This window comes from Serratia sp. A07 (assembly GCF_058725505.1).
Genome location: NZ_JBZXDO010000010.1, coordinates 59,678 through 74,810, shown reverse-complemented (window position 1 = coordinate 74,810; position 15,133 = coordinate 59,678). Strand labels below are relative to the sequence as shown.

The 15,133-nt window shown below is 58.3% G+C and carries 13 protein-coding genes and 2 tRNA genes; 4 read left to right on the top strand and 11 right to left on the bottom strand.

The window, feature by feature from the left end; all coding sequences use genetic code 11:
• Positions 1 to 7: 7 nt before the first annotated feature.
• The 10 genes from infB to rlmE all read right to left on the bottom strand — a co-directional run bounded on the left by infB (position 8) and on the right by rlmE (position 10,657).
• Positions 8 to 2,695 carry a translation initiation factor IF-2 gene (gene infB, locus AC4PR2_RS12895; protein ID WP_197784299.1) on the bottom strand — a complete coding sequence of 896 codons (2,688 nt, stop codon included), beginning with the start codon at positions 2,693 to 2,695 and terminating at the stop codon, positions 8 to 10.
• 23 nt (positions 2,696 to 2,718) lie between these two features.
• Positions 2,719 to 4,227 (bottom strand): transcription termination factor NusA, encoded by a 1,509-nt coding sequence (gene nusA / locus AC4PR2_RS12890; RefSeq protein WP_019453340.1) that lies wholly within the window; start codon positions 4,225 to 4,227, stop codon positions 2,719 to 2,721.
• Between the two features lie 21 nt (positions 4,228 to 4,248).
• On the bottom strand, positions 4,249 to 4,701 hold the full coding sequence (gene rimP, locus AC4PR2_RS12885; RefSeq protein WP_028127574.1) for a ribosome maturation factor RimP: 453 nt from the start codon (positions 4,699 to 4,701) through the stop codon (positions 4,249 to 4,251).
• Between the two features lie 217 nt (positions 4,702 to 4,918).
• Positions 4,919 to 4,995: transfer RNA gene (locus tag AC4PR2_RS12880), tRNA-Met, on the bottom strand.
• 60 nt (positions 4,996 to 5,055) lie between these two features.
• Positions 5,056 to 5,142, bottom strand: a tRNA-Leu gene (locus tag AC4PR2_RS12875).
• 70 nt (positions 5,143 to 5,212) lie between these two features.
• Positions 5,213 to 5,548 (bottom strand): preprotein translocase subunit SecG, encoded by a 336-nt coding sequence (gene secG, locus AC4PR2_RS12870; protein ID WP_492175185.1) that lies wholly within the window; start codon positions 5,546 to 5,548, stop codon positions 5,213 to 5,215.
• Between the two features lie 220 nt (positions 5,549 to 5,768).
• Complete coding sequence (glmM, locus tag AC4PR2_RS12865) at positions 5,769 to 7,106, bottom strand: phosphoglucosamine mutase (protein WP_038879137.1); 1,338 nt, start codon at positions 7,104 to 7,106, stop codon at positions 5,769 to 5,771.
• Positions 7,107 to 7,110: 4 nt separating this feature from the next.
• Positions 7,111 to 7,947: a dihydropteroate synthase gene (folP, locus tag AC4PR2_RS12860; RefSeq protein WP_060421940.1), complete on the bottom strand. Its 837-nt coding sequence runs from the start codon at positions 7,945 to 7,947 to the stop codon at positions 7,111 to 7,113.
• A 92-nt stretch (positions 7,948 to 8,039) separates the two neighbouring features.
• Positions 8,040 to 9,971: an ATP-dependent zinc metalloprotease FtsH gene (ftsH, locus tag AC4PR2_RS12855; RefSeq protein WP_004933529.1), complete on the bottom strand. Its 1,932-nt coding sequence runs from the start codon at positions 9,969 to 9,971 to the stop codon at positions 8,040 to 8,042.
• Positions 9,972 to 10,027: 56 nt separating this feature from the next.
• Positions 10,028 to 10,657, bottom strand: coding sequence for a 23S rRNA (uridine(2552)-2'-O)-methyltransferase RlmE (rlmE, locus tag AC4PR2_RS12850; protein ID WP_004933533.1), 630 nt, complete (start codon positions 10,655 to 10,657; stop codon positions 10,028 to 10,030).
• A gap of 143 nt (positions 10,658 to 10,800) precedes the next feature.
• On the opposite strand from rlmE, the gene yhbY reads away from it, so the two are divergent.
• Positions 10,801 to 11,094: a ribosome assembly RNA-binding protein YhbY gene (gene yhbY, locus AC4PR2_RS12845; RefSeq protein WP_004933536.1), complete on the top strand. Its 294-nt coding sequence runs from the start codon at positions 10,801 to 10,803 to the stop codon at positions 11,092 to 11,094.
• Positions 11,095 to 11,206: 112 nt separating this feature from the next.
• Here yhbY and greA read toward each other — a convergent pair whose 3' ends face one another.
• Positions 11,207 to 11,683: a transcription elongation factor GreA gene (greA, locus tag AC4PR2_RS12840; protein WP_004933539.1), complete on the bottom strand. Its 477-nt coding sequence runs from the start codon at positions 11,681 to 11,683 to the stop codon at positions 11,207 to 11,209.
• Positions 11,684 to 11,939: 256 nt separating this feature from the next.
• On the opposite strand from greA, the gene dacB reads away from it, so the two are divergent.
• The 3 genes from dacB to pmrB are packed head-to-tail and all read left to right on the top strand — an operon-like array spanning position 11,940 to position 15,102.
• Complete coding sequence (gene dacB, locus AC4PR2_RS12835) at positions 11,940 to 13,373, top strand: serine-type D-Ala-D-Ala carboxypeptidase (protein ID WP_492175183.1); 1,434 nt, start codon at positions 11,940 to 11,942, stop codon at positions 13,371 to 13,373.
• 8 nt (positions 13,374 to 13,381) lie between these two features.
• Positions 13,382 to 14,044, top strand: a complete 663-nt coding sequence (gene pmrA / locus AC4PR2_RS12830; RefSeq protein WP_019453348.1) for a two-component system response regulator PmrA — start codon at positions 13,382 to 13,384, stop codon at positions 14,042 to 14,044.
• On the top strand, positions 14,041 to 15,102 hold the full coding sequence (gene pmrB / locus AC4PR2_RS12825; protein WP_492175182.1) for a two-component system sensor histidine kinase PmrB: 1,062 nt from the start codon (positions 14,041 to 14,043) through the stop codon (positions 15,100 to 15,102). The genes pmrA and pmrB overlap by 4 nt, the downstream gene beginning before the upstream one ends.
• The last annotated feature ends 31 nt before the right edge of the window (positions 15,103 to 15,133 follow it).

The window sequence follows — 15,133 nt, the reverse complement described above, 5'->3', positions numbered from 1 at the left end:
GCAATCGTTAAGCGATGGTGCGTTGGATCTCAATGATTTCGAACACTTCGATCATGTCGCCGACGCGCACGTCGTTATAGTTCTTAACGCCGATACCACATTCCATGCCGTTACGGACTTCGTTAACGTCATCTTTGAAGCGGCGCAGGGATTCCAGCTCGCCTTCATAGATAACCACGTTGTCGCGCAGTACGCGGATTGGGTTGTGACGCTTGATGGTCCCTTCGGTAACCATACAGCCGGCGATAGCGCCGAACTTAGGCGATTTGAACACGTCGCGCACTTCGGCCAGGCCGATGATCTGCTGCTTGTATTCCGGCGCCAGCATACCGCTCATCGCCTGCTTCACTTCGTCGATCAGGTTATAGATCACGGAGTAGTAACGCAGATCCAGGCTTTCCGCTTCGATTACGCGGCGCGCAGAAGCGTCGGCACGCACGTTGAAGCCCAGGATGATGGCGTTGGAAGCCGCAGCCAGCGTCGCGTCGGTTTCGGTGATACCACCTACGCCGGAGCCGACAATCTTCACCTTCACTTCGTCGGTGGAGAGTTTCAGCAGCGAGTCGCTGATCGCTTCGCAAGAACCCTGTACGTCGGACTTCAGTACGATGTTCAGCTCGGACACTTCGCCGTCGGTCATGTTGGCGAACATGTTTTCCAGCTTGGACTTCTGCTGACGCGCCAGTTTGACTTCGCGGAACTTGCCCTGGCGGTACAGCGCCACTTCACGCGCTTTCTTCTCGTCACGCACCACGGTCGCTTCGTCACCCGCTGCTGGCACGCTGGACAGACCCAGGATTTCCACAGGGATAGACGGACCGGCAGAGGTCACTTCACGGCCCAGCTCGTCACGCATCGCACGCACACGGCCGTATTCGAAGCCGCACAGGACGATGTCGCCCTTGTTCAGCGTACCTTCCTGAACCAGCACGGTAGCCACAGGGCCACGGCCTTTATCCAGGAAGGACTCGATCACCACGCCGCTCGCCATGCCGCTGCGAACCGCTTTCAGCTCCAGTACTTCGGCCTGCAGCAGGATAGCCTGCAGCAACTCGTCGATACCGGTACCGGCTTTCGCGGACACGTGGACGAACTGCGCTTCGCCGCCCCACTCTTCCGGCATAACGCCGTACTGAGACAGTTCCTGCTTAACGCGGTCCGGATCGGCTTCCGGCTTGTCGATTTTGTTCACCGCAACCACCAACGGCACCTGCGCCGCTTTCGCGTGCTGGATAGCTTCGATGGTCTGTGGCATCACGCCGTCGTCGGCCGCCACTACCAGAACCACGATGTCAGTCGCCTGAGCACCGCGAGCACGCATCGAGGTAAACGCGGCGTGGCCCGGGGTATCCAGGAAGGTGATCATGCCGTTCTCGGTTTCTACGTGGTAGGCACCGATGTGCTGGGTGATGCCGCCGGCTTCGCCCGCCGCCACTTTGGTGGAGCGGATGTAGTCCAGCAGAGAGGTTTTACCGTGGTCAACGTGGCCCATGATGGTCACGACCGGCGCGCGCGGCTCGGCCGCAGCGCCCGTATCACGGTCGCTCATCAGCGCTTCTTCCAGCTCGTTTTCACGACGCAGGATAACTTTGTGGCCCATCTCTTCGGCAACCAGCTGTGCGGTTTCTTGGTCGATAACCTGGTTGATGGTGGCCATGGCGCCCAGCTTCATCATCACTTTGATGACCTGAGAACCTTTTACCGCCATCTTGTTGGCCAGCTCGGCCACGGTGATGGTTTCGCCGATCACCACGTCACGGTTAACCACCTGCGCCGGCTTGTTGAAGCCCTGCTGCAGAGCGCTAGGCTTGCGTTTGCCTTTACCGCCACGGGTAACGGCACGCGCTTCTTCGCGGTCCGCTTTGGACTCGGACAGCTTGTTGCCTTTCTTCTGCTTGGTGGCTTTGCCGCCGCGGGTGCGGCTGCGACGATCGCCTTCAACTTTGGCGTCGTTCTCGTCTTCTGCGGCACGGGCGTGCTGAGAGGTGGTCACGTGATAGTCGGCGCTTTCAACCGCGGCGCTTGCCGCGTCTGCCTGGGCCCACTTCTCGCCGTTCTCTTCGGCCATGCGACGGGCTTCTTCCGCCACGCGCTTGGCTTCCTCTTCAACCTTGCGGCGCACTTCCTCTTCCGCTTTGCGTTTCAGTTCAGCGGCTTCGGCTTCACGGCGTGCTTTTTCCGCCTGAGCTGGCTTGGTCATTTCGTCGGTATGTTGATTGGTCACTTTTTCTTTTTCCGCTGAATTACGCTTAGCAATCTCCGCGGCCTCACGTTTGGCTTGCTCTTCGGCAGCGCGCTTCGCTTCCGCTTCGCTTTTTGCGAGCTCTTCCGCTTCGCGCCGTGCCTGCTCTTCCGCTTCACGCTGTGCCTGCTCTGCCGCTTCAGCCAACTGGGCTTCCTGCGTATCGCGATTTACATAAGTGCGTTTCTTGCGGACCTCAATTTGCACCGATTTACTTTTACCGCCGGTGCTCGGGATATTCAAGGTGCTGCGCGTTTTGCGCTGCAAAGTGAGTTTACCCGGCGCGCTGCCGTGTTCACGGTTCAGGTGCGCCAGCAATGTTTCTTTTTCTTGCTGGGTAACAGAGTCCGACTCGGACTTGTTGATCCCTGCATCAGCAAACTGCTGTACCAGGCGATCAACCGGAGTCTGAATCTCTGCTGCCAGCGATTTTACGGTTACATCTGTCGTCATGCTGTTCCTTCCTGCTACAGTTATTACGCGTTGTCGCCAAACCAACAGATATTGCGTGCAGCCATGATCAGCTCACCGGCTTGCTCGTCGCTAAGCCCTTCAATATCAGCCAGATCGTCAACACCCTGCTCGGCAAGATCTTCCAGCGTACAAACCCCACGCGCGGCCAGTTTAAAGGCCATGCTGCGCTCAAGACCCGGCAGGTTGAGCAAATCGTCGGCCGGTTTGTTGTCGCCCAGGCTTTCTTCTTGTGCCAGGGCCAGCGTGGTCAATGCAGCTTTGGCGCGTTCGCGCAATGCTTCAACCGTATCTTCATCCAGACCGTCGATTTCCAACAGCTCTTTGATCGGCACGTAGGCCAGCTCTTCCAGCGTGGAGAAGCCTTCTTCAACCAGTACGGTGGCGAAATCTTCGTCGATATCAAGATACTTGGTGAAGGTATCAATAGCGGCATGAGCCTCGGCCTGGTGCTTGGCCTGCAGGTCGTCCGCCGTCATCACGTTCAGTTCCCAACGATCGTCGCCGCGGTGTTGTTTCAGCAGCTGGGAAGCCAAACGCACGTTTTGGCCGTTACGGCCGATCGCCTGCGCCAGGTTGCTGGCTTCAACGGCGATATCCATGGTGCAGTTATCTTCGTCTACCACGATCGACGCGACGTCGGCCGGCGCCATGGCGTTGATGACGAATTGCGCTGGGTTATCATCCCACAGGATGATGTCGATGCGTTCGCCGCCGAGCTCGCTCGACACGGCCTGAACGCGCGCACCGCGCATACCTACGCAGGCGCCGACCGGGTCGATGCGCTTGTCGTTGGTTTTCACTGCAATTTTCGCGCGGGAGCCAGGATCGCGGGCTGCCGCTTTAATTTCAATCACTTCTTCGCCGATTTCCGGCACTTCGATGCGGAACAGTTCTTTCAGCATTTCCGAGCTGGAACGGCTGACGAACAGCTGCGCGCCGCGAGCTTCAGGACGCACGGCGTACAGTACGCCGCGAATGCGGTCGCCCGGACGGAAGTTTTCGCGCGGCAGCATGTCTTCACGGCCAATCACCGCTTCGGCGTTGTTGCCCAGATCCAGCGCGATGCTGTCACGGTTCACTTTCTTCACCACGCCGGTGACGATCTCACCTTCGTGTTCACGGAAAGCGTCGACCACCATCGCACGCTCGGCTTCGCGCACTTTCTGCACGATAACCTGCTTGGCGGTTTGGGTGGTGATACGGTCGAAGGTCACGGACTCGATCTGATCTTCGACGTAGCCGCCGAGCTCGATGCTCGGGTCTTCAAACTGAGCGGCTTCCAGCGTGATTTCACGCGTTGGCTGAGTCACTTCATCTACGGCGACCCAACGGCGGAAGGTATCGAAATCGCCGGTTCTGCGGTCAATGCTGACGCGCACGTCGATTTCCTGCTCGTATTTTTTCTTGGTTGCGGTGGCTAATGCAGTTTCCAGCGCTTCGAAAATCTTCTCGCGCGGAAGGGATTTTTCATTGGAAACTGCTTCAACAACAGCCAGAATCTCTTTGTTCATCCTAGTTGCCTCTTCCAAACTTTAAAAGTGGGGTACCAGGTTCGCTTTCTGGATGTTGCTCAGCGCGAACACTTCATCTTTCCCTTCCACAGTAACCGTGATCATCTCGCCTTCGACAGACTTGATAATACCCTGCCACTTGCGACGGTTTTGTACCGCCATGCGCAGGACCAGGCTGACTTCTTCACCGAGGAAACGCGTATAGTGCTCAGCGGTGAACATCGGGCGATCAAGGCCAGGAGAGGAGACTTCCAAGTTGTAAGCGACCGTGATTGGATCTTCGACGTCCAATACAGCGCTGACCTGGTGGCTGACATCAGCGCAATCATCAACATTGATGCCGTTATCACTATCAATATAGATGCGGAGCGTCGATTGGCGCGCACGAATGAATTCGATGCCTACAAGCTCAAAGCCCAACGCTTCTACCGGTGCCGAAAGCATCTCTGTTAACTGTTGCTCTAATGTGGACAAGCCCACCCCCAAGACATAAAAAAAGGGCTAAATAGCCCAGTGATTCTGTTGCCAAATAACAAAAAACCCCGAAAAATCGGGGCTTTATGCAACTGGACCCTGTTTGCCGCTAGGCGGCCTCGGTACAACTTTCGAGCAAGTGTCATTTTCAAATGTTGATCGAGAAAAGCGGGTTTCAATCGAAAAGTGTATTTGAAAATAAACACTTAAAGGAAAGTGGTTGCGGGGGCCGGATTTGAACCGACGACCTTCGGGTTATGAGCCCGACGAGCTACCAGGCTGCTCCACCCCGCGTCCGAAAACGTGGCAAATACTACGCCGATAATCGCAAAATTGCAAGTTATCTCTGGGATTTGGTACCGAGGATGGGACTCGAACCCACAAGCCCGTTAGGGCACTACCACCTCAAGGTAGCGTGTCTACCAATTCCACCACCTCGGTACTGATTCTTACTGCTAACGGCCGTTGTTCTTTCGAGTTCACAACCACCGTTTTCAAACTTTGTTGCGGCTTACTGCGGGATATCGCTGCTCGGCTTGGCAGGTGCTGCCGGCGCGGTTGTCTGCTCAGTTTTCACTGGCTGACCCAGGTTTTCCCACTCGCTGCCTTTCTTGCTTTGGTTGCTGCTGAGGTTGCCCAGAATCAGGCTGATGACGAAGAACAGCGTCGCCAGCACAGCAGTCATGCGGGTCATAAAGTTACCGGAACCACTCGAACCGAACAACGTGCCTGATGCACCTGCTCCGAAAGAGGCTCCCATATCAGCGCCTTTACCTTGCTGCAGCACAATCAGAGCGACCAGCCCGATTGAGATCAGCAGGAAAATTACCAGAAGAGCTTCGTACATAGTAGTACCCGTATCCTTGCGGCCTCACCGCATGCCAAATGCTTCACACTCATCAAGCAGGCGTTTTTATAAACTGCCTACTGAAGCGGGTGTGAATACTAACCAAAGCCGCCAACCCGCGCAAGGGCAATTTGCAGCCGCCGGCGCGTTTGCGGAAAAAAACGCCAACAATCGCCTCTCCGGGCTCAGCTTTGCCGAGCCCGGCGGCTAACTGTCTGTTTTAACCAGCGGATTTCACCGCGTCGGCGATGCGATGCGCCAGCGCGGTCACCTGCTGTTCGTCCTCGCCTTCCACCATCACGCGGATCAGCGGTTCGGTGCCCGATTTGCGCAGCAGCACCCGGCCGCGGCCGGCCAGTTCGGCTTCCACCTGCTCGGTGACTTTACGCACCGCGTCGGACTCCAGCGGGTTGTGATCGCCGGCGAAGCGCACGTTGACCAGGATCTGCGGCAGCAGCTTCATGCCGCTGCACAGGTCATGCAGGCTCATGTGGTTGCGCACCATGGCGGTCAGCACCTGCAGCCCGGCCACGATACCGTCGCCGGTGGTGGTTTTGTCCAGCAGGATCACATGGCCGGAGTTTTCCGCACCGATGCGCCAGCCCAGCTCCTGCAGCTTCTCCAGCACGTAACGGTCGCCCACTTTGGCGCGAGCGAACGGAATGCCCAGCTGTTTCAGCGCCAGCTCCAGTCCCATATTGCTCATCAGGGTGCCGACTGCGCCGCCGCGCAGCTGGCCCTGACGCAGGCCTTCACGGGCGATGATGTACAGGATCTGATCGCCGTCCACCTTGTTGCCCAGATGGTCCACCATCATCACGCGATCGCCGTCGCCGTCGAACGCCAGGCCCACGTGCGCTTTTTCCTTGAGTACGCGCTCCTGCAGCTGACGCACGTCGGTAGCGCCGCATTTTTCGTTGATGTTCATGCCGTCCGGCTCAACGCCGATGGCGATCACCGTGGCGCCCAGCTCGCGCAGCACGCTCGGCGCGATGTGGTAAGTCGCCCCGTTGGCGCAGTCAACCACGATTTTCAGCCCCTTCAGGCTCAGCTCGCTCGGGAAGGTGCCTTTGCAAAATTCGATGTAGCGGCCGGCGGCGTCGATGATGCGGCTGGCTTTACCCAGCTCGGCGGACTCCACGCAGGTCAGCGGCTTTTCCATCTCGGCTTCGATCGCTTCTTCGACGTTGTCCGGCAGCTTGGCGCCGTCGATCGAGAAGAACTTGATGCCGTTGTCATAAAACGGGTTATGCGACGCGGAGATGACGATGCCGGCTTCGGCGCGGAAGGTGCGCGTCAGATAAGCCACCGCCGGGGTGGGCATCGGCCCGGTGAAGGAGGCGGACAATCCTGCGGCCGCCAGGCCGGCCTCCAGCGCGGACTCCAGCATATAACCGGAGATGCGCGTGTCCTTACCGATGATGATTTTGCGCGAACCGTGACGCGCCAGCACTTTACCCGCCGCCCAGCCCAGCTTCAGCACGAAGTCCGGCGTGATGGGGCTGTCCCCGACCTTGCCACGGATGCCGTCGGTGCCAAAATATTTGCGCTCGCTCATGTCTCTACTGTCCCTTAGCTGAAAGTGTTGCCTCGACGACACGCATCGCCTCGACGGTTTCTTTAACGTCATGCACTCTGACAATCTGCGCGCCCTGCATCGCCGCAATTACCGCGCAGGCCACGCTGCCGATAACCCGTTGATCCGGCGGTACGTTCAGCAGTTGTCCTATCATCGATTTGCGCGACATGCCGACTAACAGCGGCAAACCGAAACGATGAAACTCCGACAACCGTGCCAGAAGCTGATAGTTGTGCGCCAAATTTTTACCGAAACCGAAGCCTGGGTCGAGCAGCAATTTCTGATTTGTTATCCCCGCCTCGTTGCAGCGCCGAATATGGTGCTCGAAAAACGCCTGAACGTCAGCGATCAGATCGTCGTAATGCGGCGCCTGCTGCATGGTGCGCGGCTGTCCTTGCATGTGCATCAGACAAACCGGCAGGCCGCTTTCCGCCGCCGCCGCGAGAGCACCTGGCTCCTGCAGTGAGCGAATATCGTTGATCAGGTGTGCGCCGGCGTGCGCCGATTCGCGGATCACGCCCGCTTTCGAGGTATCGACCGAGATGAAGACTTCGAAGCGTTGCGCCAGCGCTTCCACCACCGGCACGACCCGTTCCAATTCTTCCTCTTCACTCACCTCCGCCGCCCCCGGCCGGGTCGATTCACCGCCGATGTCGATCATCGTGGCACCGGCCGAAATCAGCGCATGCGCGTGCAGTAGCGCCTGGTTCAGGGTGTTGTGGCGGCCGCCGTCGGAAAACGAATCCGGCGTCACGTTGAGGATACCCATCACCTGCGGATAGGAGAGGTTGAGCGTCATGTCGCGCACGGTTAACTGCATGGTTGGTCCACCTTACTGTTGCCTGGTTCACTGCCCGCCGGGCAAAAAAAAACCCCGGCGTACCGGGGTTTGATGTTATTACACAGCCGCTGTTACTTGTCGAGCTGTTCGGACATGGTGTTGCCCGGCGTTGGGGTGCGCGGCTCATCTACCGGCGTCGGGGCTTTCGGGGTGCCGCCGTTGTCGGAGCTGTTGCCTTTGTTCGCATCGTCCCAACCCGCCGGCGGACGCACGTCTTTGCGGTTCATCAGATCGTCGATCTGCGGCGCATCGATGGTTTCGTACTTCATCAGCGCATCCTTCATCGAGTGCAGGATGTCCATGTTTTCCATCAACAGCGAGCGAGCACGCGTGTAGTTACGCTCGATCAGCGACTTCACTTCCTGGTCGATGATGCGCGCGGTTTCATCCGACATGTGCTTCGCCTTGGCCACGGAACGGCCCAGGAACACTTCACCCTCTTCTTCCGCATACAGCAGCGGCCCCAGCTTCTCGGAGAAGCCCCACTGGGTCACCATGTTGCGGGCGATGGAGGTCGCCACTTTGATGTCGTTCGACGCACCGGTAGAGACTTTTTCCGGCCCGTAGATGATCTCTTCCGCCAGACGGCCGCCATACAGAGTGGAGATTTGGCTCTCCAGCTTCTGACGGCTGGCGCTGATCGCATCCCCTTCCGGCAGGAAGAAGGTCACGCCGAGCGCACGGCCACGAGGAATGATCGTCACCTTGTGTACCGGATCGTGTTCAGGAACCAGGCGGCCAATGATGGCGTGGCCCGCTTCGTGATACGCGGTCGACTCTTTCTGCGCTTCGGTCATCACCATGGAGCGACGTTCCGCCCCCATCATGATCTTATCTTTGGCTTTCTCGAACTCCACCATCGACACCACGCGCTTGTTGCCGCGGGCAGCGAACAGCGCCGCTTCGTTGACCAGGTTAGCCAGGTCGGCACCGGAGAAGCCCGGCGTTCCGCGCGCAATGACGGAGGCGTCGATGTCGGCAGCCAACGGCACGCGGCGCATGTGCACCTTCAGGATCTGCTCACGGCCACGCACATCCGGCAGCCCGACCACGACCTGACGGTCGAAGCGGCCCGGACGCAGCAGCGCAGGGTCAAGCACGTCAGGACGGTTGGTGGCCGCGATGACGATGATGCCTTCGTTGCCTTCGAAACCGTCCATCTCAACCAGCATCTGGTTCAGAGTCTGCTCGCGCTCATCGTGACCGCCACCCAGGCCGGCGCCACGCTGGCGGCCGACGGCGTCGATTTCATCGATGAAGATGATGCACGGCGCGGCTTTCTTCGCTTGTTCGAACATGTCGCGCACGCGGGATGCACCCACACCGACGAACATTTCGACGAAGTCAGAACCGGAAATGGTGAAGAACGGCACCTTCGCTTCGCCGGCGATCGCTTTCGCCAGCAGCGTTTTACCGGTCCCCGGCGGGCCAACCATCAGCACGCCTTTCGGGATCTTGCCGCCCAATTTCTGGAAACGGCTCGGCTCGCGCAGGTATTCCACCAGTTCGCTCACCTCTTCTTTCGCTTCGTCACAACCGGCGACATCGGCGAAAGTGGTCTTGATCTGGTCTTCCGTCAGCATGCGGGCCTTGCTCTTGCCGAAGGACATCGCGCCCTTGCCGCCGCCGCCCTGCATTTGCCGCATAAAGAAGATCCAGACCCCGATCAGCAACAGCATCGGGAACCAGGAGATAAAGATAGAAGCCAGCAGGCTCGGCTCTTCAGGCGGCTCGCCGACCACTTTCACATTCTTCGTTAACAACGTATCCAGCAACTTAGGATCGTTGACAGGGATGTAGGTCGTGTATTTGTTACTGTCTTTCTTGGTAACGTTAATTTCACGTCCGTTGATTCGCGCTTCGCGAACCTGGTCCTGGGTCAGTTCGGACATGAAGGTAGAGTAATCCACCCTACGGCCATTCGACTCGCTGGGCCCAAAGCTCTGGAATACAGACATCAACACTACCGCGATGACTAACCAGAGAATTAGGTTTTTCGCCATGTCACTCAAGGGATTAACCTCATCTTACAACTGTGTTAACAAACAGCGTTAGGGTACTACAGTTTGCGCCCTGTCGCTACAATGTACACTTCGCGCGAACGGGCGCGGGAAGCGTCTGGCTTACGAATCTTAACCTTCGTAAACAGGGAGCGAATTTCCCGTAGGTACTCGTCAAAGCCATCTCCCTGGAACACCTTCACCAGGAAACTTCCGCCTGGTGCGAGGACATCACGACACATATCCAGCGCCAACTCCACCAGATACATCGACCTTGGAATATCGACCGCCGGGGTGCCACTCATATTCGGGGCCATATCGGACATGACCACCTGAACCTTACTCTCGCCTACTCGTTCCAACAGCGCCTTCAGCACCAGTTCATCACGAAAATCGCCCTGAAGGAAATCGACGCCAACGATAGGATCCATTGGCAAAATATCACAGGCGATGATGCGCCCGGTACCGCCGATTTGGGTGACCACATACTGCGACCAGCCGCCCGGTGCGGCACCCAGGTCAACCACGGTCATGCCCGGTTTGAACAGTTTGTCGCTCTGCTGTATTTCATCAAGTTTAAACCAGGCACGGGAACGCAGTCCCTTTTTCTGTGCCTGCTGTACATATTTATCGCTAAAGTGTTCTTGTAACCAGCGACTGGAGCTAGCCGAACGCTTTTTATTAGCCATCTCGTTTTCCAACTATCATAAAAAGAGTCTTATGTCAGGGTCGCTGCTCACGTAGACTCACACCGGTGAAGACCGATTTGGTGATATACATGAGATGGCGGTAGAATGTACCGTTTTCAATCCCAACTTAAGCAAAAAAGACAATGAATCTGAATAATAAACAAAAACAGCACCTGAAAGGCCTGGCGCATCCGTTAAAACCGGTGGTGATGCTGGGCAATAACGGTCTTACCGAAGGGGTGCTGGCTGAAATTGAACAGGCTCTGGAGCATCATGAGCTGATCAAGGTGAAAATCGCCGCTGAAGATCGCGAAACCAAAACCCTGATCGCCGACGCTATCGTGCGTGAAACGGGCGCCTGCAATGTGCAAGTTATTGGCAGCACGCTTATTCTTTACCGCCCGTCGAAAGAGCGCAAGATCAGTCTACCGCGTTAATAACCATCAGGTTAACGAAAAGGTGCCATGCGCCTGACCAAGATAAAAGGCCGCTTGCGGCCTTTTTCCTATCTTTACAAAACGTTGGCGCATTAATGACCAACGGCCTCGATCAGAGATACTCAACCTTCAGGATCTCATACTCGACGTCGCCGCCAGGGGTTTTGATCACCACCACATCGTCTTGCTCTTTGCCGATCAGGCCGCGCGCCATCGGCGAGTTTACCGAAATCAGATTTTTCTTGAAATCGGCCTCATCGTCGCCAACGATGCGGTAAGTCACTTCTTCTTCACTGTCCAGATTCATCACCGATACGGTGGCGCCGAAGATCACCCGGCCGGTGTTCGGCATCTTGGTGATATCGATCACCTGAGCATTGGACAGCTTGGCTTCGATTTCCTGAATGCGGCCTTCGCAGAAACCCTGCTGTTCGCGGGCGGCGTGGTACTCGGCATTCTCTTTCAAATCGCCGTGCTCGCGCGCTTCCGCGATGTCCGCAATGATTTTCGGACGGCGCACGCTTTTCAGATATTCGAGCTCTTCGCGCAGTTTTTCAGCGCCAAACAAGGTCATCGGAATTTGGTTCATCGTATAAATACCTCTAAATCTTTCCTGTTCAAATAACCGTCATCCTGACGTATTCGTATGAAAACACGGTTGGCATACCGCCACCCGCCTCCAGGCGACAAACAAAAGAAACCTGACTCGGAACGGGGCCCAAGCCAAGATCGGTTTTGCATTTTGATACGCATTTTAGCCTAGAGTTCCTTGAGGGTCATCGTTTACTTTTTCCCTGATTGCACCGTAGTATGACGGCACGTTATCCAGCTGTTATCCCGAGATTATGCGTTTTTCACGAATTGTCAGTGCATTGGCTTGCGCATTTGTTCTGAATGCGAATGCGGCCCCGGTTGAAGAGTACACACAATATCTGCCTGATGGGGCCAACCTTGCCCTGGTCGTTCAGAAGATCGGCGCCGGCGCGCCGACGATCGATTACCACTCTCAGCAGATGGCGCTGCCGGCCAGTACCCAAAAAGTGCTGACGGCGCTGGCTGCGCTATTGCAACTAGGGCCCGATTACCGTTTCACCACCACGCTGGAGAGCCAGGGCGATATTCGCGACGGCGTGCTGCGCGGCAACCTGATTGCCCGCTTCAGCGGCGATCCGACCTTCAAACGCCAGAGCCTGCGCAATATGGTGGCCGTCCTGAAGAAACAGGGCGTGCGCCAAATCAGCGGCGACGTGCTGGTCGACACCTCGGTCTTCGCCAGCCATGACAAGGCGCCCGGCTGGCCGTGGAACGATCTGACGCAGTGCTTCAGCGCGCCGCCGGCCGCCGCCATCGTCGATCGCAACTGTTTCTCGGTCTCGCTCTACAGCGCGCCGAACCCGGGCGACATGGCGTTTATCCGCGTCGCCTCCTATTATCCGGTCAATATGTTTAGCCAGGTGCGCACCCTGGCACGCGGCTCCGCTGACGCGCAGTACTGCGAACTGGACGTGGTGCCGGGCGAGCTGAACCGCTTTACCCTGACCGGCTGCCTGACGCAGCGCAGCGAACCGCTGCCGTTGGCCTTCGCCATCCAGGACGGTGCCAGCTACGCGGGCGCCATCCTGAAAGACGAGCTGACGCAGGCCGGCATCCAGATCGACGGACATTTGAAACGCCAGACGCGCCCTGGCATCACCGGCACGGTGATCGCGCAAACCCAGTCAGCGCCGCTGCACGATCTGTTGAAGATCATGCTGAAGAAATCGGACAATATGATCGCCGATACCGTCTTCCGCACCATCGGCCACGAACGCTTCGGCGTGCCGGGCACCTGGCGAGCCGGTTCCGATGCGGTACGGCAGGTGCTGCGCCAGAAGGCCGGCATCGATCTGGGCAATACCATCATCGCCGACGGTTCCGGCCTGTCGCGCCACAACCTGCTGGCGCCGGCGACCATGATGCAGGCGCTGCAGTACATCGCGCAGCACGACAACGAGCTGAACTTCATCTCGATGCTGCCGCTGTCCGGTTATGACGGCACCTTGCGCTACCGCGGCGGCCTGCACGAAGCCGGCGTCGACGGCAAAGTGTCGGCCAAGACCGGCGCGCTGCAGGGCGTGTACAACCTGGCGGGCTTCATCACCACCGCCAGCGGCCAGCGCATGACCTTCGTGCAGTATCTTTCCGGCTACGCCGTACCGCCGGAAGATCAGAAACAGCGCCGCGCACCGCTGGTACGCTTCGAAAGCCGCCTGTATCGAGATATTTACCAAAACAACTGAGGATCGTCATGAAGCTGTTGGTCGTTGAGGATGATGAACTGCTGCAACAGGGGCTGGCGCTGGCGCTGACCGGCGAAGGCTACGTCTGCGACTGCGCCGCCACGGCGGCGGAGGCCAACAGCTTGCTCATCACCAGCCAATACAGCATGGTGATCCTGGATCTCGGCCTGCCGGACATGGACGGCGCCGCGCTGCTGCGGCAGTGGCGCCGCCAGCAGATCGATCTGCCGGTGCTGATCCTGACCGCCCGCGACGCCCTGGAAGATCGCGTCGACGGGCTGGACGCCGGCGCCGACGACTACCTGGTCAAACCCTTCGCGCTGGTTGAACTGCAGGCACGCGTGCGCGCCCTCCTGCGGCGCTACCAGGGCCACAGCGACAATCTGATGCAGGTGGATGACCTGCAGCTGAACCTCTCCAGCCAGCAGGTCTACCTGCAGCAGCAGCCGGTGGAGGTTACGCCGAAAGAGTTCGCCATTCTGGCGCGTCTTATCATGCGCGCCGGCCAAACGGTCAACCGTGAACTCCTGCAGCAGGATCTCTACACCTGGCAAGACGATTTGGGCTCCAACACGCTGGAAGTGCATATCCACAACCTGCGCCGCAAGCTGGGCAAGGATCGCATCCGCACCGTGCGCGGCATCGGCTACCGTCTGGAACCTTCTTCATGATCAGCATGCGCCGCCGCCTGCTGCTGATGCTGGCGCTGATCCTGCTGGTCACACAGCTCATCAGCGCCTTCTGGCTGTGGCACGAAAGCCAGGAACAGATCAGCTTCCTGGTGGACGAAACCTTGTCCGCCAAAGTGCGCAGCGAGCGCGTCGATACCGAGATAGCCGAGGCCATCGCGTCGCTGCTGGCGCCTTCGCTGATCATGATGATCGTCACGCTGCTGGCGTCGTTCTGGGCCATCAGCTGGATCACCCGCCCGCTCAACCAATTGCAGCAGCGGCTGGAAAAGCGCTCTGCCGATAACCTGACGCCGCTGCCAATCAACAGCGACAGCCTGGAGATGGTGGCGGTCACCAATGCGCTCAATCAGCTGTTCTCGCGGCTGGACAACACTATCCAGCAGGAACGCCTGTTCACCGCCGACGCTGCCCACGAGCTGCGCACGCCGTTGGCCGGCATTCGCCTGCATCTGGAACTGATGGAGAAACAGGGCGTCAAAGGCAGCCAGGTACTGATCGCCCGCATCGATCAGCTGATGCACACCGTTGAGCAACTGCTGATGCTGTCGCGCGCCGGGCAAGACTTCGCCAGCGGTCATTACCAGCATTTCGATTGGGTGGCCGATGTGGTTCAGCCGCTGCAGGAAGAACTCGGCGAAATGACCGCCCAACGCGCGCAGACGCTGGACTGGCAATTGCCGGCCACCGCCGCGGTGAACGGCGATCCGGTGCTGCTGCGGCTGCTGCTGCGCAACCTGGTCGAAAACGCCCACCGTTACGGCCCGGAAGGCGGTGCAATACAGGTGCGGTTAACGCCGCAGGACAGCGGCTATCTGCTGCAGGTCATCGACGATGGCCCGGGGATCAAGGAAGAGATGGTCGGGGAGCTGACGCAGGCGTTTCGTCGCATGGATCAACGCTACGGCGGCAGCGGGCTGGGCTTGAATATCGTGATCCGCATCGTGCAGTTGCACCAGGGGCGTTTGACGCTGGAAAACCGCCGCGATGCCCGCGGCCTGAACGCCCAATGCTGGCTGCCGGAAAAGGCGCTCAAATAACAAGGGCCCAGCGTTGCTGAGCCCTTTATCA